We start from the raw sequence: 21668 nt of genomic DNA on the forward strand, positions 1-21668 counted from the left end.
TGAAAGACAATTTCTGTCATAAGAATCCTCTTTTGCCTTCTTTTTCTCATAACAAACTGTTACCTTTCTAATCATCCTAAAGCGATTAATTGATAATCGTTTTTTTGATGGCTGTTATTCAGTAGTGTTTGTTCAATAGTCATTCAAAGTGCAGTTTCAGGTAAATTGTTATGTGGTGAAAGGATCGACCACACCTTCCTCGACCAGGATGGCCGTTATACACCTCACCATTACTTTACCTTCGTTCGATACCAGTAAGACCATGCTTTGACGGATGAATACGCCAAGCAAAAAAACGAGAAAATTTACAACGTTTTGTTATTGATTGGCTGATATTATTAAATCTTGGTTATGAGTAAATGAGCGCCAAATTAGGCGTTATAGGGTGACTAACAATGCCACAACAAAAAGTTCAAGTGGGTGATTTGCAAAGTGCAACCATGGTGGGTGGGCGCTTACCGGGTGGTTTTCGGCCTGTGGGTGGAAAAATCATCAGTAACGATCTTCGTTTTCGTTGCGTTAAAAAAGGCCAGTTCGATTTATGTGTCGTGCTCGGCCAGTTTGAAGACGCCGGCCGACCTTTTGCCACACTTGAAACCTTCACCATTGCCGTAAAAGATTTGGCGGAAAAAGTAGAGTTACCACCAATATCTTTTAAATACGCCCGTGGATTAAATTATTTTAAAGTTACGCATAATGTAGCTGGACAAAACTTTTCTGATTTTAAAAGCAGCCAATGGTACCAAGGCATGGCCCAGGCAAAAAAATTGGAAATTTGCCAAATGATTTATCAGCAATGGCGAGCGCTATGTGGTTTGTATCTTTATGATTTTAATATGCGTGCAATTCCTCCAGAATTAAAAGCAGAAATTGACCTGTTGGCGTCGGGTAATCTGAATGCAGTAGGGGCTTAGTGCCCCTCATTATTGTTTTTTAAACTTCTTTCAATTTCAACTTTTTCTTTCTTCTGTTTTATCAATAATAAAAAGCATATTGATTTATTTTATATGCTTTCCCCCAGTCCACCCGCCTGATTTAAGCACCATTTCTCCCAGCGCTTTGGGGGCGTCTTCAAGATCCGTAGCCATGGAGTCATTCCAGCGGTTTAAAAAACCGTACAAGCAAATGGCTCCAAGAATTTCAACAATTTCATCTTCGCTCCAATAAGTTTTCATTCGTTCCATCAAAGACTCGTCAACATTATTTGGAACGGACCCGGCAGCCAATGCGTAATCGAGAGCTACTCTTTCTTTATCTGAATACAGAGGGCTGCTTTGATAATCCCAGACGGCAGCCACTTTTTCGTCGGAAATACCATGAATTTTGGCTGCAATGAGAGAGTGCGCCTCGCAATATTGGCAGCCGGCGGCGCGACTGGCGAAATGGGCGAGTAATCGTTTGAAACCTAAATCAACCTCGCCGTCTGGTGCCATGACGGCTTTGGTAAGCACGCCAAAGCCTTTGACGATAGCGGGGCGGCGTTGCATTGTGAGTAAACTGTTTGGAACAAACCCCAATATTTTTTCGAAGATGGCAAAATCTTCGGCTAAATCTGGATTAAGGTCTTTAGAGAGAGGAGAGAGATGTGCCATCGAAGCCTCTTTTTTGTTTATGGTTTTGTGAGAAGGGGTAAATTAACATTTGAAGTTTGGTGGCGCCAAGGGCGAATTTGTCCTCGGAAAAATCAGTGGATTGACTCAACAGGAATGATTTCCAAAAAGTGTGACACTCTTCGTATGATTGTCGTCTGCTTAATCATGTTTTGTTTGATTTTTGATCTCTGAAAATTGCTATTTCACCGCAACCGCCTTAAATTACGTGCAGACAATCGAACTGCCACCCCGATCATATAGTTAAGGACGATAATCAATGACACCTCAAATTATGGGGTTAAAATTGGCTCAAATAATTAAAACCTCCTTAGCAAACGCCCCCTCCGCTAAAACCAAGTGGCTTATCCACGGTACCGGGACCGCCATGTTCCAATACGCTTTACCCTACCTTGAAGGTCAAAACCTGAAAAATATGGAAGTGTTCTTTGCAGCGCCTAGAGACGCGGTTGGCCCCATGCTGCCACAAATGAAAAAGCTGGGCATCAAGCTGCATGATGATGTGATGAAATTTAACAGCCATGACTGGAGTTCGTTAATCAACCGCTGCCAACTAGGCGGCTTCCATGAGAATTTGAAAGCCTATGGAGAGGAGCACAACGATAGACGTGCTGTATTGAGAGAGCAACAGGCTCGAGATGGCAATACGCTTTTAGGATTTGTAAAGAAAACGTATGGGAGTGCCGTAAGCTTCGGCGCCTTTGCGGTTGGCGGGTTTCATTTTGGCGGTGTTATGGGTGCTCTTTCTGGAATTTCTATTGCGGCGGTGCCTGGCTTTCTACAAAAAGCCAAATCCGTACGTAATATGGCGGGCATTATGACGAATGATGCGTCTCTCAACCCCAACATGCACCCCTTTAAAAGCCCAGATGAATTTAATGCGCACGTAAAAACACAACACGGCGGCCATGGTAAAGCCTTTTTGGCGTTGGCTCGACAATTAGTGACCGGTAACAGCGGATGGGGTTAACGTTAGATGCTGTCAAAACTCTTTGAAAAGAAAATACATCAGCCCAATCTTCAAAGTGCACCAGATAAGTCTGTTGACTTATCTGGCAGTGCCCTCACGTTTAAAAATCCTCCTAAAACCACCCCTGCTGACTATAAAGAACTGGGTAACCAATTTGACTTGTATGACTTAACTCAATACGACTCAATGTATGGTCATCTTTTTTTAGAGGTATATTCCAGTAGTTGGATGTTTTACAAGGGGTTGTTGAAAAGTTTTGATTCTGATCGTTGCGGGACCTGCTTTACTGATTTAATGATTTTTAGGCCAGAGACAATTCCTTCACCAAATTTTTCATTCTTTTGTGAAAAAACATTGAGACATTGGGTACACGCAAGAGAAGCCAAACTTTTACAGGAATCCAACGACCAGTATAAAGATGATGAAGAGTATCCCGAGGGGACCCTTAACCATTATTTATATCATATTCCTGAATCTTCAGAAAACTATGAGATAGTAAATTATGCTGGTGCTAATTGGATAGAATTGACCCCTACTTTAGTAAAAGATCTCAATAAAGAAGTACCCAAGCCTAGGAGTCACCTCTATTACATCCCCATTACAGAGCACTGTGTCTTAAATTTGAGTTTCACTTATTCCTCTCAATGCGATTATATTCATCAAAAAATGATTGAATTTAAAGAAGCCTTTATGAATTCGGTAACGTTATCACTTTCTGAAGAATCGTTAAAACAAAAGCGTCGATTTGAATAATTTTTAAATAAATTGAGTTAACGTTAAATATTTTGCTTACATTTCCTTATGCTTATTGAAATAGAGAGCTGATTAATCTGTATGGCGAATAAACACCCCCGTCTTTTGGTGCAGGGGTGTTTATTAAAGTCAGTACAAACTCCCTAATGTCAATACCCCCTAAATTGTGGTGAGCGTTTTTCAATAAAAGCCGACATGCCTTCCTTTTGATCTTCTGTGGCAAATAAGGCATGGAAAATACGTCGTTCAAATAAGATACCGTCTTTTAAACTCATTTCTTGTGCTTGATCAACGGCTTCTTTAGCGGATGTGGTGGCAAATTTGCCATAGCCGGCAATGACACTGGCAGCGGTAATGGCTTCATCCAGTAGCTGTTCAGTTGGGCATACCCGCGATACTAGGCCGGCTTTTTCGGCTTCAAAAGCGGATAAATGTTTTCCTGTTAAAATCATATCCATGGCTTTGGCTTTTCCAACTGCTTTGGTGAGTCGCTGTGTGCCGCCGATGCCTGGTATAACGCCTAAGGTAATTTCTGGTAACCCCATTAAGGCATTTTCAGCGGCAAAGATGATGTCGCACATGAGTGCCAGTTCGCATCCGCCTCCCAATGCAGGTCCACAAATAGCGGCAATTTTGGGGGTGCGTAGTGTGGTGAATTGCTCCCATTTTGAAAAATAATCTTCTTGCACCATCTGGTGGTAGGATTTACTCCGCATTTCTTTTATGTCGGCACCCGCAGAAAATACGGTATCCGACCCGGTAATGATAAAGCACCCCACTTCAGGAGACTGGTCTAATTCTTGTAGTACGCTGACAAGCTCTGATAATAATTGCGTGTTTAGGGCATTGCGTGCTTTAGGGCGATTTAATCGTATGGTGACAACACGATGATTTTTTTCAATAAGGATGGACATGGGTTTTCCCTTTTTAAGAGTGAAAGATTGAATTTCATACTTCATGAATTTGATAAATCATGAATCCCAAATGGCTCCATAGGCGGGTATGCCACGACTCTCCATTCCGTATACAACTTGTTGCGTGAGTTTTTGGTTGGCGATGCAAATAACCGCTTCTGCTTGAAAGCTAACATACGCGGCATAAGCTAATTTCACCATATCGGGTTTGCCTCGCTCTATGGTATCCCAGATAACCGCATTCGGTTGCACTTCCATAATTTCATCGACTAAATTGTCTCCATAGGTGGTGCGTGGTGTGCGTGTTGACCACACTAATAATGAGGGGACTTTTCTGGCCAGTAAGTGGGGCAGGCATGGGCCAATACCGCTGCCGGTAGCGACATAAACGACGCGTTTAAACAGAACTTCAATATTGGCAACCCCGGCGGTGGGAATGCCTTTCACCCAAACGTGAGAAGGGCAGTCGTCGATAAATTTACCTGTCCAGTCTCCTGCACGGGAAATGGTTAACCGAAAACCGGATTCCCCAGGCGCGGGCACATTCGCAAACGAGTGCCACTCCATTAATGGGTTACGGCTAATGGCTGTTGAAGAACCGGCAAAAGGAGTAACGCCATAATTAAATTTGGCCAATACCGCATGAGAGGAAGGGCGCACAACCTCTACCGACACTCTTCGAAGTCTTAACCACGGTAATACAATACTCAATGTAATCAGTGAAAGCATCCAAACGGTAGGGGTGGAAAAAAACGTTGTAAAAAACGAACTGGTTTGAGCTGCATATGATTGAGTTGTGATTAATGAATTCTGAGCGACATCATCATTGAGAGCATAATGATCGAGATGAAAAAAATACGCTTGAGTCCAAAAAAGTAGTAATGCTGTCCAGCCCCCAAAGCGATGACACTTCTCAAAAATATTATGATACTTTGCGCGAAAGCGGGGTAGCGCCGTGAGAACAATACCAATAAGCAAGACCACAATACCATAGCTGGTAATGAGGGTATTAAAGGATACCCCGGGTATGGATTTTGAGTAATTGAGGGTGGCTGAATAGACAAAAATCACAAACCAAATCGTTCCTGATGTTGCGCAACCACTGTGTATGCCACCAAAGTGAAAGACCTTGCCAAGTATCCAGCGAAGGGACAGTGGCCAAGTAGTGGGGGCGCGAGTGGCAAGCCAAAATAATGCATTTATTACATAGTGTTGCCGGATGAGTATGGCAATAAAAAAATTACTGATGATCAATGTGGATAGTATGGGTAGGTTACTGCCTTCGGGTGTCCACCACTTTCCGTAACTTATGCCGTAAATGAGAAAAGCGATATTGATAATCACCGTTAATAGCATCAGTCGCTTGTAATGCTCCATGTGTGGTTTTTTGGTGACTCGCCGAAAAAACGCTTGTTGTGCAGGCAATTGTATATCGAGATCATTGGAAATCATGTTAGATGAGCTCCTCTGAAGGGGTTGGCGAAAGCGTTGATACCCGCTGTAATTTTTCCGCAAAGGAACGTAATTTTCGTTTGTCGACCTTACCTCTATCGGTTAGCGGCAAGGTTTCCATTGTATAAATGTGTTCAGGAATACAATAATAGGGCAGATTTTTTTCTAGCGTTTTTCTTACCTGTTGGCAATCAACATTTGACGGTGTGATAAACGCAACTAATTGATGACTGTTGTATTTTAAGGTGGTCGCTTGAGTGCAATTGGGCGTTGACTCGATTACAGAAGATATGCCGTCAAGTTCTATACGAAACCCTTTGAATTTGACTTGATCGTCGGCGCGACCGAAAAATTCCAATTCCCCGTCTTTTGTCCATCGGGCTAAATCACGAGTTCGAAACATCATTCCATCGTTTAAGAAAGGGTCTGGAGCATATCGCTCATTGGTTAAGGTGGGGTTGTTTAAATAGCCTGCAGAGATGCCTTTCCCCCCTGCCCAAATCTCTCCAATCTCGCCAATTTTGCAGGGGAATTGATCTGCATTCAGTATATAAATGGTATTGTTGGGCGTGGGTTTGCCAATGGTTAATGGTTCACCTGTGCCTGTGTAATGTTGAGCGGTATTGACGATGGTGGTCTCGGTGGGACCACAACAATTATAGAAGGCACACTTTTGACTCCATTTATCGGCTAATGGTTTAGAGCAGGGTTCTCCGGCAACCGCAACTGTTTTTACATGTGTGCATTGTTCTGGATCAATATTGTGAAGGATGGACGGTGTGGCGATGATGACATCGGCATCGTTAGCAACCGCTTGCATGTTGCTCTCTCGAATTAAGAGTGTGGCCCCGTGAGACAGACATCCAAGTATTTCCCATGCCGCCATATCAAATGCAATGTTTAATAATTGAGAGACTTTCATGCCGGGCTTCATGCCTAGGTCACCGGGTTCGGTGAGAAGAATATTGCACACATTTTCATGAGTGACTTTTACGCCATTGGGTTTGCCGGTAGTACCTGAGGTAAATAATATGAAGCAAGGGTCTTTGCTGTTGGTTTTTCCGGTAATATTGCCTGTTATTATCTTTGTTGCCAGAGGATTTGTTGTTGAATGGTTTACCTTGTCAATGCACAGTGTTTTTGTATTTTCAAAATGTTTGATTTTTGAATGGTAGGCAGAAAGTGTGAGAATAACGGATATTTTTGCTTTATCAATGATGTAACGTAATTGATTTTCCGGTGCCAGCTTAACATCCTGTGGTACATATGCAGCTCCTATTTTTAATACTGCCATTATCCCGATGAGCATCGGGATTGATCGTCGTACAAATAATCCCACATAATCGCCAGGGCCTATCCCTTGTGTGGCTAGGTAGGTAGCGAGCAAATCTGCGCGTCGATTTAATTCACCGTAGGTAATTGTGTCTTTTTTATGAATGGCTGCAATAGCGTTCGGTGTAGTGCGCGCATAAAATTCAAAAGCGTGATGTATGCAGGTTGTTGGGAGTTCGCAAATCGGGCCTGCGGCAAATTTTTTAAAGAGATATTTGTCGTGAGTGGAAAGATGATTAAAAGAATCAATATGGCCAAAGGCTATATGATTTTTATCAGTGTGTTTTTCGTAAGTGAAGAGAGCTGGATCTGACATTGTGTTCTCCTTTTGTGAAGGGGTTGTTTAAGGAGAATATCCATTTCGCACATCTCAATAGTTTATTTTTATGGGTGTGATAAATTTTTACTGTTTGAAAAAAATTTACAGATTAATTTTCACGAAAGTATCACAAGTGATAAGGAGTTTGTCGCGATTTGGTACAGATTGGGGCGTGGGTTTTTGGCGTAATTTTTAATTGATTTAAAATAATTCAGTGATTTTGATGCCGATTCTTTTGATGGTGTTATCTGTGTTTTATATGTTGGGTTTTTATTGTTGGGTGAGTTTGGCGTTGTTTAAAATATTTATGGCAGGTTTTAATTCATTTGAATATTTTTTCCATGCGCGAATGGCATTCTTATAGAGGGGTTTTCTTACCTGGACGGCACTGGCGGTAGAGACAGGTTGTTGATTTTTTTCAAAATCAAGGCATTGCTCTTGCCATGGGAGTTGTAAAAACTGGGTAATAGCTTTGATGTGCTTTTCAGGTGCTTGTACGAGATTTTCATATTCGATTGTGGTTACTTGATGCTCTGGGATGATATTTTGCCAGTGTGATATTAGGTCTCGGAAGGCAGTGATGTATTTTGCGCAATCTGTGATGTCATATGAGTAATTATAGTAAGAAAAATTTACCGAAAAGAGTTGTTTGAAATTTCCTAAACAGACATCCAAAGGATCACGCAGCATAATCAGTATTTTTGCTTCTGGCCATGTTTTGGCAATGAGGTCGGCATTAAAAAAATTCAGTGGCAGTTTGTCGATAAAATATTGGCATGATGGGGGTAGGTTGCTGATGTGGTGTTGTATTCGGCGATAATATTCGTTTCTTAGTTTTTCTGGTGGCAACGATTGTGAGGCAAAAATGGTTGCCTCATCCATCACGACCGATGAAGGGGTTTGGCTTAGTGTTTTTACCGCGATGGGGAAATCCTGCAGTTCACCAAAACTTTCAATACGCTCATGATTACTGAGCATACGCTCTAGTAATGTGGTGCCACTGCGTGGTAAACCAATAATAAACAGTGGGATCGGGCCATTGTTTTGGGGTGATGATGTCTTTACAAGGTGAGAACCTGATATGGGTGTCATCAATGAGGGGGTTCTTTTTTTTACAGCATTGAATAGCGCGATATCTTGATGAATGTGATAAGGCAGTGTTTTTCGTTTTTCATCATTGCCTGTTTTCCACCAATAAAAGGCTTTTGAAAATTGATGTAATGCTTCAAATTCACGAGCCAGAGAGTGGCATAAATGTAAGTGTGCATCACTTGACGTTTCAAAAGAGGGTAAGACACACTGAATTTTATCGATGAGGTGGTTATCTTGTGTCGCTTTGCGAAGTTCTGTAATTGGAAGATAGGCTTTATAGAAAGTGGGTGTGTGTTCAATAATGTGCTGGAAATGGTGAATAGCACTATTGAAGTTTCCCAAAAAGCGCTCGTTACTTCCTAAATTATACCGATATTCACTGTTCTCTGGGCACATGGTTACCGCATGGAAAAAATACGGGTGTGCTTCATTGTGCTGATTTAATCGACTTAGTAACACACCGAGAGTATCGCTCTGCCATCCGTTTAAGTCGTTCAGGGAAACATTTTGAATGAGGGTTTGGCATACCGCTTTAGCGTCTGTATTGAGATTGAGTAAAGTGTAAAGGCGGGCAAGTTGCAAAGCATAATCGGCGTTGTTCGGGTGATTACGACACGCGACGGTTAGCAAGGTTTTGGCTTTTTTGAACTCACGCCTTTCCATGGCATTCATTGCCAGTAAAAAGTGCGCTTGACTATTATTGGAGTCTTGTTTGAGTGCTTTTAAGCAAAGTTCATGGGCGAGACGGTAGTCTTTTTCATGTAAAGCTTGCTCGGCATTTTCTAATAATTGTTGAGTAATCAGTGCGCTCATAGAAAGGGGTGTGGGTAATTCATTTAGAGTAAACATACACAACCTCTGTCTTTGTGACCACCTTTTTACTGTGGTAGCGGAGAAGTCGGTTGGTGTAGGCGGGCTGAGTTTGCCGAATAAAAAAGCGACGCTAAGCGTCGCTATCGCCAATGTGTTTACTTTTCTTTTACTAGAAGCTGTAATTCACTGCTAAGCCAATCGTGCGTGGTGTAGTGACGTACTGGCCGTAAGAACGAAGATTAAATCCATTGACATCACGGATGAAGGAGCGATCTGCTCGTACGGCTGTAACCGCGTATTTATTCGTCAGATTGTTGATGAATAGGCGGGCTTCCCATCGATCATTGGTAGAAATGGCCGCCGAGAGGTTGTGTAACGTATAACCGGGCACCACTTCACCTGAGTTGTCATTGCCTCTCGCGCCAACGGAGGTGTATACGTCTCCGGTATAGGTGCCGAGATAATTGATGTTTAAGCTGTAATTATCAAAAATTGAGGTGTTATAGTCGACAGACAATGAGGCAGATTGGTCTGGTGAGCCCGGCAAGGTATCTCCAGAAAGCGCATCATCGTTACGGACTAAACCTGGTGCATCTTCACTTAAAAAGGCATCGTTATAGGCATAATTGGCATTGATTACCCATTGCTCATTGACGTAATACGTTGCTGATAGCTCAAGGCCTCGTGAAGTCGCTGAACCGCCATTAATGGTGATGGGCAATGAGCCATTTTCGGTTGCACTGGGTACTTGAACCTGATCCCAGTCGGTGTGATAAATCGAGCCATTAACAACCAGACTACCTTCTAACCATGTGCTGCGTACACCGATTTCTTTATTTAATGTTGTATCGGGCGAGTAGGCGACTTCATTGGGTAATGCGCATAAATTTTGCTCGGCATCATTTTCGTCTCCCGTACAGGCCGGTACACCATTAATACCTCCTATGCGGTAACCTTCACTGACTGTGACATACACCATTACATCGTCTGTAGCGCGGTAGGAAAGGTTTCCTTTAAATAATGAGCCGCTGTCTTCAGTATCAATGGTGGTGAGGTCGGGGGCGATAACACCGTCATCGACACCGCCAAATACGGTATTAAATAAAGGTAAATCAAAACCTTGGGTGACTTCGTCTTCATAGTCGTAAACACGAGCGCCAAAGGTAAACGTAAACGGGCCAGTTTCGTAACTGATTTCACCAAAAAAGGCGCGTTCAGTCAGCTCCTCGAAAAATTCACTGTAGTATTCGAGGTCGTCTGTACGATTGATGTCGGCTTGATCGGTTTCAATTAACCAGGTGTCGAAGCCTGGGGTGAATTCAGAACTGTATTGTTCTGCTTCTAAATGGTTGTAATACACTCCGGTAATCCATTGGATGGGGCCGGAGTGATTAGAGACAAGACGAATCTCTTGGTTGAGCGTTTCAGTAGTTTCATCTTCACGAGTAAAGGCGGAGAACGACGGAAAGTTTTCGTAACCGTATTCGAAATCCAGCAATAAGTCGGTTTGATCTCGTTGCCCCCCTTGCTCATTTTTTGACACGCCTGTAGCGGAGGTTAGGCTTGCAAAGCCCAGATCAATATTGACATCTAATGTGGTGAGTTTGTCTTCAATCAGGTTGGGCTCTTCGTAACGTAGTGCAGACTCGTAATCGTCAAGATCAACGAGGTTTGCCATGGCATCTTGATGAACAAGACTGCGACCTTCTGCATCTAATTCTTGATGCCAGTAAGTCAGTGTGGCGTCAATGATGTCGTTGGGTGCCCAACGTGCAGCAAGACGAGCTGTTAAGGTTTCTTCGCCATTGGCATCTTCAATTTGTCGTAAATTATTACGCACATCTGTGGTGTTGCTAAAGTCGGGCTGGGGGTTGGATACGCCGCCTTCACGAACCACATAATTGTAATCAATAAAGCCTGAATCTTCTAAGCGTTGCACCGAGGCCCTCAGGGCAAACGTATCATTAATGGGTACGTTTATGGCTGTGCCGGTAATATAGCTTAAATCACTGGCTTCACTATTTTGTGAAAATTCTCCCCAAACATCTGCACTGAAGTTGTCAAATTGGGGTTTATTGGGTATGTATCGTATCGCTCCAGCTAAGGTTCCAGCTCCGTATAATGTACCTTGGGGGCCGATCAACGCTTCAACACGTTCTAGGTCAAAGGTACGAATATTGACATAGACAGGGGTTTCCCCCAGATAGGTGGCTACGCTGGTTTTGAATGTGCCACTCATACCGGGACCGGTTGAGCCTGTGTTTAACCCTCTTACAATAATATTGTTGCCTGACCCTCGTGCCCCTTGATCAACGAATGCCATACCAGGAATTGTGCGAGCAATATCATTTAGGTTATTCAGCCCTTGTTTTTCAATAGTATCGCCACTCAGTGCAGAGATATTAAAAGGGATATCTTGAATGCTGGTGCTGCGACGTGTGGCTGTCACCACCACTTCTTCAATGCCGTTTGCCTGTTGCGCCATGGCACTTTCACTGGCGGAGAAAGCGATAAATGGGCAATTTATTAAGGCAATGTAAGTTGCTATTTTTTTTCGTGTGAATGCTCCGCAAGACCCTTTCATGGATGACAAATTCTCCGTCTTTAAATAAGTGATCTGAACACAAAGAGATTTAGGTGGGCTGGTTGATTTATATTCTGTCTGTCGTTGTACCGATATTGTCTATGAGCTAATACCAGCAGCCTAAATCATTTTTCATTGGATGCTCAGCAAAATAAGTGCCATAAAAACAAATGACTTATTTGAGGCAGAGAAAAAAATAATTGGTGTAAAAAGCCTAAAATTTGAAATAATCTGCAAGTGTTTGTGCGATTTAGTCAATTTATGAGGCTTTTACGTGCGTTGTAGAGTTTGTGTGACTCAAATTGGTGCTTAAGAGTAATAGAATTTCGGGTGCGGGCTAATGGGGTGTGATTGTGATTTAGCCTATAAAATAGGCTAAATTTATCGAGTTGAGCGTCCATGCTTAATTTCGATTGAGAGTGTTGTGAGTTGAGAGCGTTGTGTGGGGTGGCGCGTAGTGTAATCTTTTCACCTTGGCCACTCTCATCTTGGTCACTCTCTTTATAATTAATATCGAAAACGCTCAATGTATTTTGTCAATTGGCCTCCCACTTCTACGAGATTGGTGGTGGAAGTTTTCAGTTCCTGCATATTTTCGGTAAGCGTATGGGCGCCGGTGCTGATTTCCTCAATTAAACCTTTCACATCCATCGTAACGGAAGATTGTTCTTCGGTGGCGCTGGCCACTAGGTGATTCATTGAGGCAATGGTTTGCATACTGGAGGTGATCTTGTCTAATGATTTATCAGCTTCTTCAGCAGAGTGAATAGTGTCAGTAACTAAACGAGTGCTTTCTTTTGTGGATTGGACCGAGGCCTCTGCCTTGTGTTGAAGCTCATAAATAATTTGCTCAATTTCGGTGGTGGAATCGTGGGTTTTTTGGGCAAGGGCACGAACTTCATCGGCCACTACGGCAAAGCCTCGTCCAGACTCTCCTGCTCGGGCAGATTCTATAGCGGCGTTGAGAGCCAATAAGTTGGTTTGTTCTGCAATACTTTTGATGACGACCAATACAGTACCAATATTATTGCTTGAGGTTTTTAATTCGTTAACGACTTGTTCAGTGTTTTCTAAGTTGGTCACGAGCTTTTCAACTTGAGACATGTTGGATTTGATGCTTGATTGGCTTAATTTTGAAAGTTCACTGGCATTTTGTGTATTTTCTGATGTTTCTTCAGCGTTACGTGCAATCTCTTGTGTTGACTCGGCAAGTTGTCGAATATTTTCTAGTGATGTATCTGTCATTGTCAGCTGTTGTTTACAGCTGTGTGATGAGGATTGGCAAATGTTGTCTACTTGTTGTGAGACGCCTGATAGGTTTTCTACAGCTTGAGCCAATTCGGTAATAATGCTCTGTACGGTTTTAATAAATTCATTAAAATTGTTGGCAAGGGTACTGAACTCATCATTACTGGTAGCGGGAATTCTAGCAGTGAGGTCACCACCACCCTGGGCAATATCGTAGACGATGGCATTTAATTGCTGTAAAGGATGTGTGACAAGACGGTTTAAGCCCAGTGTAATAAACAAAATAATGCAGCCTAACGCGACAGAGACAGTAATAATTTTATCCAGTAATAAAAAATTTAATGTGTCGTTCATGTAGTCGTGGCTGAGGCTGAGCTCGACACGGCCAACCGGTCTCTTTTCCCATTCTAGATTAACGGTGACTACTTCATGGGTTTCAAAATTTTCAGCCTGATTTGTAGCGAGTATTTCATCACGATGGTCATACACAGTAATGCCGGATAAAGGCTCAACAGAATCAAAGGAGAGCGTTGTTTGCTCAATGATAGCGGTGTCATACACGAAAACGGGCTCTTGTAGAATCACGCCCAATTGTTGCATTAAGGCCTGCTTTTGTTGCTCGTATTGAGAAAGTTGATCTGATTTCGCAAGGCTGTAGGATATAGCGGTTACCCCCGTCATGACGATAAACGTTGCAGCCAGGATAACGGCCATCATTTTCATTGCAATTGAATTCATAATTTCACATTTCCTAACGGTCGTTGATTCTCAACTGTGCGGTGTCCATTTTTATAACTGAGAGGCCTAGTGTGTTGTTTTTTCTTGTAGTGAAGGGGGGAGCAATGTCCGGTTATCGTTCATTGGGTCGAACCAGTATTCAGGTGGAATATTTTTAACTTCTTGACTTAAAAACGGGTTGTTTAAATCAATAATAATCCGATCTCGTAAATGAGAGAGTTCTAATGCATTCTTTACTTTTTTATCTTGAAAAAATAACGTGTCAAAGGTGCCATCTTTTTTCATTTCTTGAAACACTTGGGTGATATGATCAGACAATTCTGTATTGTCTTTCTTAACAAAAAATAAGAATGGCATGGTGTAACGAAGTAATACATGGGTATCCACTGTTAAATTATATTGATTCTCTCGTTCTATTTCTGACCATGGTTCGAAAATGGCTCTAGGGAAATAGTCGCATCGGTCAGCCGACAGCATTTTGAATAAGTTGGGATACTTCAAACTTTTTGCCACTAAGATATTGTTTGCTTCTAAAATGGGGGTGTCTGCCCATAACTTGCCTTGGCATGCCACATAGTGCAAAAAGTCGTCTTTATGGGTGATGTGGGAAAATTTATGTTTATCATTCTGGTTAATAATGGCCAAGCGCATCCCTAATGTACCTTGATAGATAGGTATGTAAATGGCCTGGAAGTCAGTTTCATAATCTTTGGATGTTGCCGTCCACATAATATCCAGTGCCCCAGCATTGATGTCAGCCAAGGTTTGAGAAAATGAAGCCTCTCCTTTGTCGCCATAAGCAAACTCAATGGTGTCAAAGCGATCACTACGTTGAATGAATTCATTTAACAGCATGTATGGCAGGTCTTTTGAATTGGTAGCTTTGCCAGGGATCATTAGGGGCGTTGACCATGCAGAATGAGCAGCAGAAAAAAGCACTACAAAAAACGCAAAAATAAATAAGTTGAAGGGGGGGGATGATATTCTCATTGTCATCTTGTCACTTGAAAAGAAAATGTTTTTTAGCGCAAGCATGAAAATAATAGCGTTTGTAATCTTGGATGCTAGTGTTGTGGGTGCTAGTGTTGTGTAAGTAGCGGCCTTGCTTTGTGTTTTTTGATACATCTTTACGGTAATGATCCATTTATCGGTTTTAGTTGGTGTGCAAAATTGGAAATTATTCGCCTGCATTTTTAGTGCATTTGTAACGAAAGCTGTTGATGTGGAGGCCGTAGAAATAAAGTCGCCTAAATCAACATTGGTTTGATTTATAAGTGTTTGAATAATTGGGTGCAACCTTTATTTTTATGTAAACGTTTTCATTTTAATGTATGAGAGTTTGTAGAAACCGTTAGGCTGTTCTTTCAAAACTTTTCAAGAAAAAGGTAATAAAAATAGTAATGACTTTATAGAAAGCCTTTTCTAAGGGGGGAGTTAAAGGCACATCCATGTGCTTGTTACGAGTGTCTATTTTTGTAAATCTTTACCAGCTAACACCAAATGCTTCATCTTGCTAAGCAATAAGGTTTAGTTATGTAAAGTTGGAGGCAAGAGTCACTTAATTAGAAATTCGAACATTGCTGACGGTAACGCTATTGGTTGTAGCGCCGCTGTCTTTGTCGTTGGCAATAACAAAGCTCATACCCGTACCCGTGTAGTATTCACCAACAGGAATACTGATGGTTTGTGTGCCACCGTTATAGTTGAAATCTCTAATTCCCCAATTTTGTGTTCCGGTTAATTGGAAAATACGATTTGAACTGGCGCCGCTGTCGGCATCAAAGCCCACCCCTTGAATTTCGCCGCTGCTGCCGCTAGTACTGAAGTCAAAGGTAATGACGGTATTCGCTGTCACTTCGAATTCTTCATCAGTAATGCGCCATTCGTTACCGGTAAGGGTAATGGTGCAGCCACCGTTAGATACTTCTGCTGATCCGGGTGATGAGTTGGAATAATTATCAGAAGTATTGGTGAAGTTAATAGAGCAATCAGAAGGATCAATCACGCTTACTGTGACAGTTTCTGTTACGGTATCGGTTTCGTTTTCACTGTTTGTGACGGTGAGAGAAACGTCATAGCTACCGGCAGATGCATAAGTGTATACCGGGTTTTGTAAGCTGGAAGTATTGCCATCGCCAAAGCTCCAATTCCAACTGCGAATTTCTCCAGAAGGTGTGCTACTGGTATCGCTGAAGGAGACAGAAAGCTCGGTGGCGGAATAGTTGAAAGAGGCGTTAAGTTCTGCACCAAGGGCGGCTTCGACGGCAGCTTCGGCGTTAATGATGCCATAACCAAAGAAGCGATCTGGGTTGGAGGCTCTGTCTGCGGTATTACGCAAAATATCACGAACTTGTGCGGCAGATAGGTCTGGGTTGGCTTGTAAAACCAGAGCGGCTACGCCTGCCGTTAATGGACAAGAAAAAGAGGTGCCGTTAACGCTGCTATAGCGAGTGTTGGAGCTGGCACTGGCGACACGAACACTGGACCCCATGGCCATCACGTCGGGTTTAATTCGCCCATCGGCAGACAAGCCTACAGAACTGAATGAAGAACGAGAACCGGATGAGGTGACGGCACCCACCGCTAAAACAAAGTGCCCGTCTGACGGTGCACCTAAGGTATTTTGAGAGGAATTACCGCTGTTGCCGGCTGAGTTAATCACAACAATACCGTTCTCGGCGGCGTTGTCGGCACAGATGGTGACAATGGCCGTATCGCCGTCCATATCGGAAGGTGAATAGTCGCCGCCACGATCAAAATCATTGTACCCTAGTGAACTGGTAATAATGTCCGCACCATTTTCTTCAGCCCATTCGGCGGCGGCACACCAGTTATCTTCCTCTATATGCAATTCTGATTCAGTATTTTCGGTTTTCGCCAAATAATAAGTAGCGCGATACGCCGGTCCAATTAAATCTCCGGGACTATAGCCGCCAACCGTACTGAGAGTGTTGGTACCATGGCTTCCTGTACCCATGCCGCCGTCACCGACGTCGCTGTCTCCATTCACAAAATCCCAGGTGCCGGCAATATTTATTTCGTCAAAAGCCTCATGGGTTAATCGATTAAAACCAGAATCAAAGATGGCAATCACCACACCTGAGCCATCGTAACCCATGTCATGAACTGCGGGCACATTAATTTGATTGACCTGAGTAAATGAGTTGCCATAGTCGAGCATATTCACTTGTGTTGGTGCCAATAATTCATTCAGTGAGGGCACCAGTATGGAAGGAGAGTCTACCGGGTCAGGTTTGCGCTTGAGGGTTTTGACGCGTGTAATTTCTTTAATGAAAGGTAATGAGGTTAATTCACTTAATTCAGCCGGTGTGGCCTCGACAGAGATGGCATTTAAACTTTTTAAAACATGTCGAACGGTGGAAACTTTCGATGTGATGGTATCAAGGTATTTTGCATCCACAGGAATATCGGATTCATCTACTACATTATCCGCACCTCGGTTGATCATTCTTCGGTGCAAGGCGCGTTGAGAAAGTGCACTTTTGGCTTCTAATAGTTTTTTATCGATATTGCTGCCTTTGTCCTTAAGGTAAATAAAGGCAGCTACTTTTTCGTGGGCTTCTTCACTGGCTGCCATCGCCTCAAGTTGCTTTGATAAAACGTTTGGTGTGGTTTGTGCCAAAGCGTTTAAAGAAAAGGCAGTTGCCAATACTAAAACACCGCTTGCCAATGTTGTTTTTTTCATTGTTAGCATTGATATTTTCTCCGTTGATTAGGAAGCTCAGGCCGTTAATGAATAACGTTTGATTATGGGTTTGCCTGAGGGGTGGTGATCAGCAAAACGTGTACCAAATAAAAAATGGTTTTTTTATTAGAATTTTTATTGAATATAAGTTTTTAAAAGAAACGGTTGTCGCTTCAGGTTTGGTAAAAATAATAATGATGAGTTGTGCGCCTAGTTTCAATTTTATAATAAGTTGATTAGGCGGTGCTAAGTGTAGAGTGATTTTTGTTGTTGAGAAAGCAAGCTTGTGAAATTTAATTTTTCTTGAAGTGGTTCTAAGTTGCCTTTTAATTAGAAGGGGATTACCAATATTTTTAAATGGAGTTAAAAAGATAAGGAAGGATAAAAGTTAAAAGATCATTTAATGATCTAATTGTTTTTATGTGCAAGCTTTCACCCCAAGCGTTAGACACCTATAATGCGTCGTATATTGTTTGTTGGTTTATAGGGTGTTATCAGACGTCAGTATGTCAAGTTCGCTTCAAATTCTTAAAGGGCCGGGTTGGGTTTATTGTGTACTCAGTGGGCTAACCGGGCTGGTGGGTGCTTTTGTTCACCCGGTAATGAGTTTTTTTCTGGTAGAAGGGCTGAATGTCCAACCGATTTGGATTGGTGTGTACACCATTTCAGTCACGCTTGCGGGTATGGGGGTCAGTCAGTGGCTCGGAGCGCTGGCCGATAGAGGTGTGAGTGCGCGTAAGTTGTACATGGCAGCCATTTTCGCTATGTCCATTGCATTACTGCTATTTTCCGTTGTTCGATCTTTTCTATGGGTGTGGTTGGCGGGTATTACCTTTATGGCGATCGCCGCTGCGGCCACACCGCAAATGCTCACCTTGGGGCGGCAATGGGTTGGTGAACAAAAGCAGATTAATATTGCGCAATTTAATGCGTTAGTGCGTGCGGCAATTTCTATGGCATGGATTGCGGGGCCTCCTCTGGCGTTTGGTTTGGTGGCGTGGTTCGGATTTTCCGGTTCTTTTCTTGCCGGTTTTATAGTGGCGTTGATGGCGGCGGGTTTTGTTTGGTGGCGTATTCCAGAGCACAAGAAGGGTTCTTCTAACTCAATATCGAAAGAGCAGGCGACAACGGTATCGTCGTCGTTTTGGTTGTTGGGTGCAGTCATGTTTTTTGGTTCCATGGGCAACATTATGTACTCCTCCTCTCTGCCTTTATACACCGTCAAAGAACTTGGTTTACCTACTTACTTACCTGGGTTGTGTATGGGGTTGGTGGCAGGGCTGGAAATTATGGTGATGGTGAATGTGGGCCGATTAACGGTGCATTTTTCACCACAACGTTTAATGGCCTTTGGGTTTTTCTGTGCGATTACCTTTTATGGGCTGATTTTTTATGCAACCCAGCCATGGGAATTTTTAGCGTTACAGGGGTTAAACGCCATTTTTTATGGGTTGTATGCGGGCTTAGGCCTAACCATTATGCAGGCTCAATTACCGAAACGTATTGGTTTTACTTCCTCTTTTTATTCCAATGCCATGAAATTTGGTATGGCAGGGGGCACGACGGGCGCCGGAATTATTGCTCAATATTCAAGCTTTCATTTTGCCAGCCTAGGATCGTTTAGTGCCGCATTGTGTGGGCTAATGGCATTGGTCGGGTTTGTGTTGTTGAAGAAGCGAGAAAGTCAGATTATGGAGTAATTAATGTTAATTGATTTAATCCATCTGAGTCCTCTTGCGTAATAAACCTAAACCAAGAGGACCTTATAATGTTTTCACTATTTAAGACAGACCCAACCAAAAAGCTTAAGAAAGCCTATTCGGCAAAGCTCGAACAGGCGATGCAGGCACAGCGTAATGGTGATATCAGAACTTACTCTCAGCTAACCTATGAGGCTGAAGAGATTGATAAAAAAATTCAGGAGATTGAACAGTCTAAAAGGCAGTAGTGGGAAGTATTCATACTGCCCACCTAATTAAAGGGATAAAAAATTAAGCCGACTTGGAAAACCTCAGTGACCCTGCTCAGCTTGCTCGAACCATTGAATCACTTGTTTGAGGTAAGCTTGCCCGTATTTAGCAGAAAATTCTTTTGTGTGTGAATCGTTCGAGTTGCGAAGTGCTGCAATTCGTTTGCGAGCGTAGTCTGGAGTCAGGTCAATATTACAGCGTTTTGTTAAAGCATGGCGCCATTCTTCGTAACTTTGAAAGTAAAAGTTATGATCATTCATTATGGTTTAATCCTCTCTGCTAATTGTTCAATACGCTTTAAAGTTAAAAGATTGTGAGAAGAGCAGTTCAAGAAGAGCAGCTATAGTGCGATATTCCTCCGGCCTGAAAAAATTCAGGTGGTCGTAAATGATAGTACTTTTCTTCGATTTCTTTTGATTGCTCTTCAAAAGGTTCGGTTAGTACAGTTTGTAATTCATGCATCAGTGTAAAATCCCCTTTCATGGCTTGTTGGTACGCAGGCACCACTAGCCACTCTCGCCATATGTATTTGGGGTTAACTTTTTTCATTTTATTTGAGACAAGCTCAATGCCTTGGTCAGTATTTATCTGAGTTCGCCATGTTTGCAGCCACTGAGACCACTGCTCTTGTAATTCACTTGAGGGGGTTCTGTAAAAGCTCTTTTGTACCCCTTTGATGTCATCGGGAATATGAGATAACTGCCTAAAGAAAATGGTGTAATCAACGGATGTTTGAACCATTAATTTTAATAATTGAAGCAGTAACTCAGAATCCAATACGTCAAGACCCAGTTTGGCTGCCCACATTTCTTCGATTTTTTCTTCCATTAAAGCGGAAAAACCATATCGGATTTCATTAAATTGTGTTTCTGCGTCTGCATCATTGACCAGTAACGGTGCTAATGTGGTACAAAATGTCTCGAAATTTTTCTCGGCGGCTAAGGGTTGATTAAGAAAAGAAAAATGCCGTCCACCGCCGGTCCATGGTTGAAAAACAGGATCGAAACGTTCGCAGAAACCAAAAGGGCCGTAGTCCAGTGTAAAACCTCCTGCTGCGCAATTATCACTATTAAAATTGCCTTGGCAGTAACCGACACGAAGCCAATCTGCAACCAGTGAGGTGAGTCGGTGGCGAAAGGCGCCGGCTAGCGCCACGAGTTTATTGGCCGTTGATGCTTCTTTATTTATGTCATGCTGATACTCTCGGTCAATCAAATGTAGCAGAAGCATCTCCAGTTCTTCTTGGGCTTTGGCGTGCGCATTATTGCGAACCCGGCGACTAAATAACTCTAATTGACCTACGCGCAGAAATGACGGTGCAACACGGGTTGAGATGGCAACGGGCTCGGATACCAACACATCGGGATCAGTAGAGTGTGAATCGTCACTGTACCAAGGGCGATTTACCCTCTCGGATTGGGAAGCAAAAAGGCACAAAGATCGAGATGTCGGCACGCCCAGTGCGTGCATATGCTCTTGTGCTAAAAACTCTCTAATACTAGAGCGTAATACCGCACGGCCATCGGCACCTCGGCAGTAGGGGGTTCGCCCCCCGCCTTTTAATTGCATTTCCCAGCGTTGGCCATTTATGACCGCTTCCAATACTGAAATGGCACGGCCATCTCCATAGCCATTCCCCGTTTGAAAAGGGCATTGCTCGGTATATTCGTTACCAAAAATAGAAAGCGCATAGCCGGTGGCCCAACCGGTTTGTCGCATGGGTTCAGGTACGTGAGAAACATCGCCTGAAAAGAGTCGAATAAAGTCCTCGGTGAGCGCCAAGCTGTCATCGAATGCCAAGGTTTGGAATAGGGCTTTGCTATGGGCAACATAGACAGGGTTGCGGATGGGGGTTGGCTTTACCGGTACGTAATGCCCGGAAAAAACCTGTCTTGGCTCGTGATCTTCGCCATTTGTGGTGGCTTGGGGGTCACTGTTGAGAGACTCCATTAGGGAATAGTCCGCTAACTGGGCGAGATCCTTGAGTGTGATTGTGGTTGCTGAAGTCTCTTTTTGGTGGTGTTTATTCATGGCACTGGGTAACCGTATTGAGCCGAGCCTGTTTACACTAATCCGTTTTCAATTACGTCGTTCAGCAATTACGTCGTTCAGCGATTGAGGCAAAGTGAGTGATAAGTGACTTTTATTATGACGTTTCTTAAGATCA

Annotated in this window: 16 protein-coding genes; 5 read left to right on the forward strand and 11 right to left on the reverse strand. The window is 42.9% G+C overall.

Features of this window, described 5'->3' with window-relative positions; genetic code table 11:
- Nucleotides 1–395: 395 nt before the first annotated feature.
- Complete coding sequence (locus LU351_RS05715) at nt 396–914, forward strand: hypothetical protein (RefSeq protein ID WP_232593101.1); 519 nt, start codon at nt 396–398, stop codon at nt 912–914.
- 84 nt (nt 915–998) lie between these two features.
- Here the strand turns inward: LU351_RS05715 and LU351_RS05720 are convergent, their stop codons facing one another.
- A complete protein-coding gene (locus tag LU351_RS05720) occupies nt 999–1592 on the reverse strand; it encodes a carboxymuconolactone decarboxylase family protein (protein ID WP_232593102.1) in 594 nt (197 codons plus the stop codon).
- Between the two features lie 277 nt (nt 1593–1869).
- Here LU351_RS05720 and LU351_RS05725 point away from each other — a divergent pair, with 277 nt between their 5' ends.
- Both LU351_RS05725 and LU351_RS05730 read left to right on the forward strand, forming a co-directional pair.
- On the forward strand, nt 1870–2580 hold the full coding sequence (locus LU351_RS05725) for a hypothetical protein (RefSeq protein WP_232593103.1): 711 nt from the start codon (nt 1870–1872) through the stop codon (nt 2578–2580).
- Between the two features lie 6 nt (nt 2581–2586).
- Entirely contained in the window at nt 2587–3333 is a 747-nt protein-coding gene (locus tag LU351_RS05730; protein ID WP_232593104.1) for a hypothetical protein, read from the forward strand.
- A 149-nt stretch (nt 3334–3482) separates the two neighbouring features.
- Here the strand turns inward: LU351_RS05730 and LU351_RS05735 are convergent, their stop codons facing one another.
- The 8 genes from LU351_RS05735 to LU351_RS05770 all read right to left on the reverse strand — a co-directional run bounded on the left by LU351_RS05735 (nt 3483) and on the right by LU351_RS05770 (nt 17540).
- Nucleotides 3483–4247, reverse strand: a complete 765-nt coding sequence (locus LU351_RS05735; protein WP_232593105.1) for an enoyl-CoA hydratase-related protein — start codon at nt 4245–4247, stop codon at nt 3483–3485.
- 57 nt (nt 4248–4304) lie between these two features.
- Nucleotides 4305–5699 carry a ferredoxin reductase domain-containing protein gene (locus LU351_RS05740; protein ID WP_232593106.1) on the reverse strand — a complete coding sequence of 465 codons (1395 nt, stop codon included), beginning with the start codon at nt 5697–5699 and terminating at the stop codon, nt 4305–4307.
- A gap of 1 nt (nt 5700) precedes the next feature.
- The gene (locus tag LU351_RS05745) at nt 5701–7347 is read right to left on the reverse strand and encodes an amino acid adenylation domain-containing protein (RefSeq protein WP_232593107.1); all 1647 of its coding nucleotides are present in this window, start codon (nt 7345–7347) and stop codon (nt 5701–5703) included.
- A gap of 273 nt (nt 7348–7620) precedes the next feature.
- Nucleotides 7621–9291, reverse strand: coding sequence for a tetratricopeptide repeat-containing sulfotransferase family protein (locus tag LU351_RS05750; RefSeq protein WP_232593108.1), 1671 nt, complete (start codon nt 9289–9291; stop codon nt 7621–7623).
- A 133-nt stretch (nt 9292–9424) separates the two neighbouring features.
- Nucleotides 9425–11839, reverse strand: coding sequence for a TonB-dependent receptor (locus tag LU351_RS05755; RefSeq protein ID WP_232593109.1), 2415 nt, complete (start codon nt 11837–11839; stop codon nt 9425–9427).
- A gap of 507 nt (nt 11840–12346) precedes the next feature.
- The gene (locus LU351_RS05760) at nt 12347–13825 is read right to left on the reverse strand and encodes a methyl-accepting chemotaxis protein (RefSeq protein ID WP_232593110.1); all 1479 of its coding nucleotides are present in this window, start codon (nt 13823–13825) and stop codon (nt 12347–12349) included.
- Nucleotides 13826–13891: 66 nt separating this feature from the next.
- Nucleotides 13892–15121, reverse strand: coding sequence for a transporter substrate-binding domain-containing protein (locus tag LU351_RS05765; protein ID WP_232593111.1), 1230 nt, complete (start codon nt 15119–15121; stop codon nt 13892–13894).
- A gap of 262 nt (nt 15122–15383) precedes the next feature.
- On the reverse strand, nt 15384–17540 hold the full coding sequence (locus LU351_RS05770; protein ID WP_232593112.1) for a S8 family serine peptidase: 2157 nt from the start codon (nt 17538–17540) through the stop codon (nt 15384–15386).
- Between the two features lie 497 nt (nt 17541–18037).
- Between LU351_RS05770 and LU351_RS05775 the strand changes: the two genes are divergently transcribed.
- Together LU351_RS05775 and LU351_RS05780 are read left to right on the forward strand one after the other, a co-directional pair.
- Nucleotides 18038–19231: an MFS transporter gene (locus tag LU351_RS05775; RefSeq protein ID WP_232593113.1), complete on the forward strand. Its 1194-nt coding sequence runs from the start codon at nt 18038–18040 to the stop codon at nt 19229–19231.
- Between the two features lie 68 nt (nt 19232–19299).
- On the forward strand, nt 19300–19479 hold the full coding sequence (locus LU351_RS05780) for a DUF6435 family protein (protein WP_232593114.1): 180 nt from the start codon (nt 19300–19302) through the stop codon (nt 19477–19479).
- Nucleotides 19480–19542: 63 nt separating this feature from the next.
- Here LU351_RS05780 and LU351_RS05785 read toward each other — a convergent pair whose 3' ends face one another.
- The gene (locus LU351_RS05785; protein ID WP_232593115.1) at nt 19543–19761 is read right to left on the reverse strand and encodes a hypothetical protein; all 219 of its coding nucleotides are present in this window, start codon (nt 19759–19761) and stop codon (nt 19543–19545) included.
- A gap of 67 nt (nt 19762–19828) precedes the next feature.
- The gene (locus tag LU351_RS05790; RefSeq protein WP_232593116.1) at nt 19829–21532 is read right to left on the reverse strand and encodes a protein adenylyltransferase SelO family protein; all 1704 of its coding nucleotides are present in this window, start codon (nt 21530–21532) and stop codon (nt 19829–19831) included.
- Nucleotides 21533–21668: the final 136 nt, after the last annotated feature.

The organism is Marinibactrum halimedae (assembly GCF_021234875.1).
Taxonomy (GTDB): Bacteria; Pseudomonadota; Gammaproteobacteria; order Pseudomonadales; family Cellvibrionaceae; genus Marinibactrum; species Marinibactrum halimedae.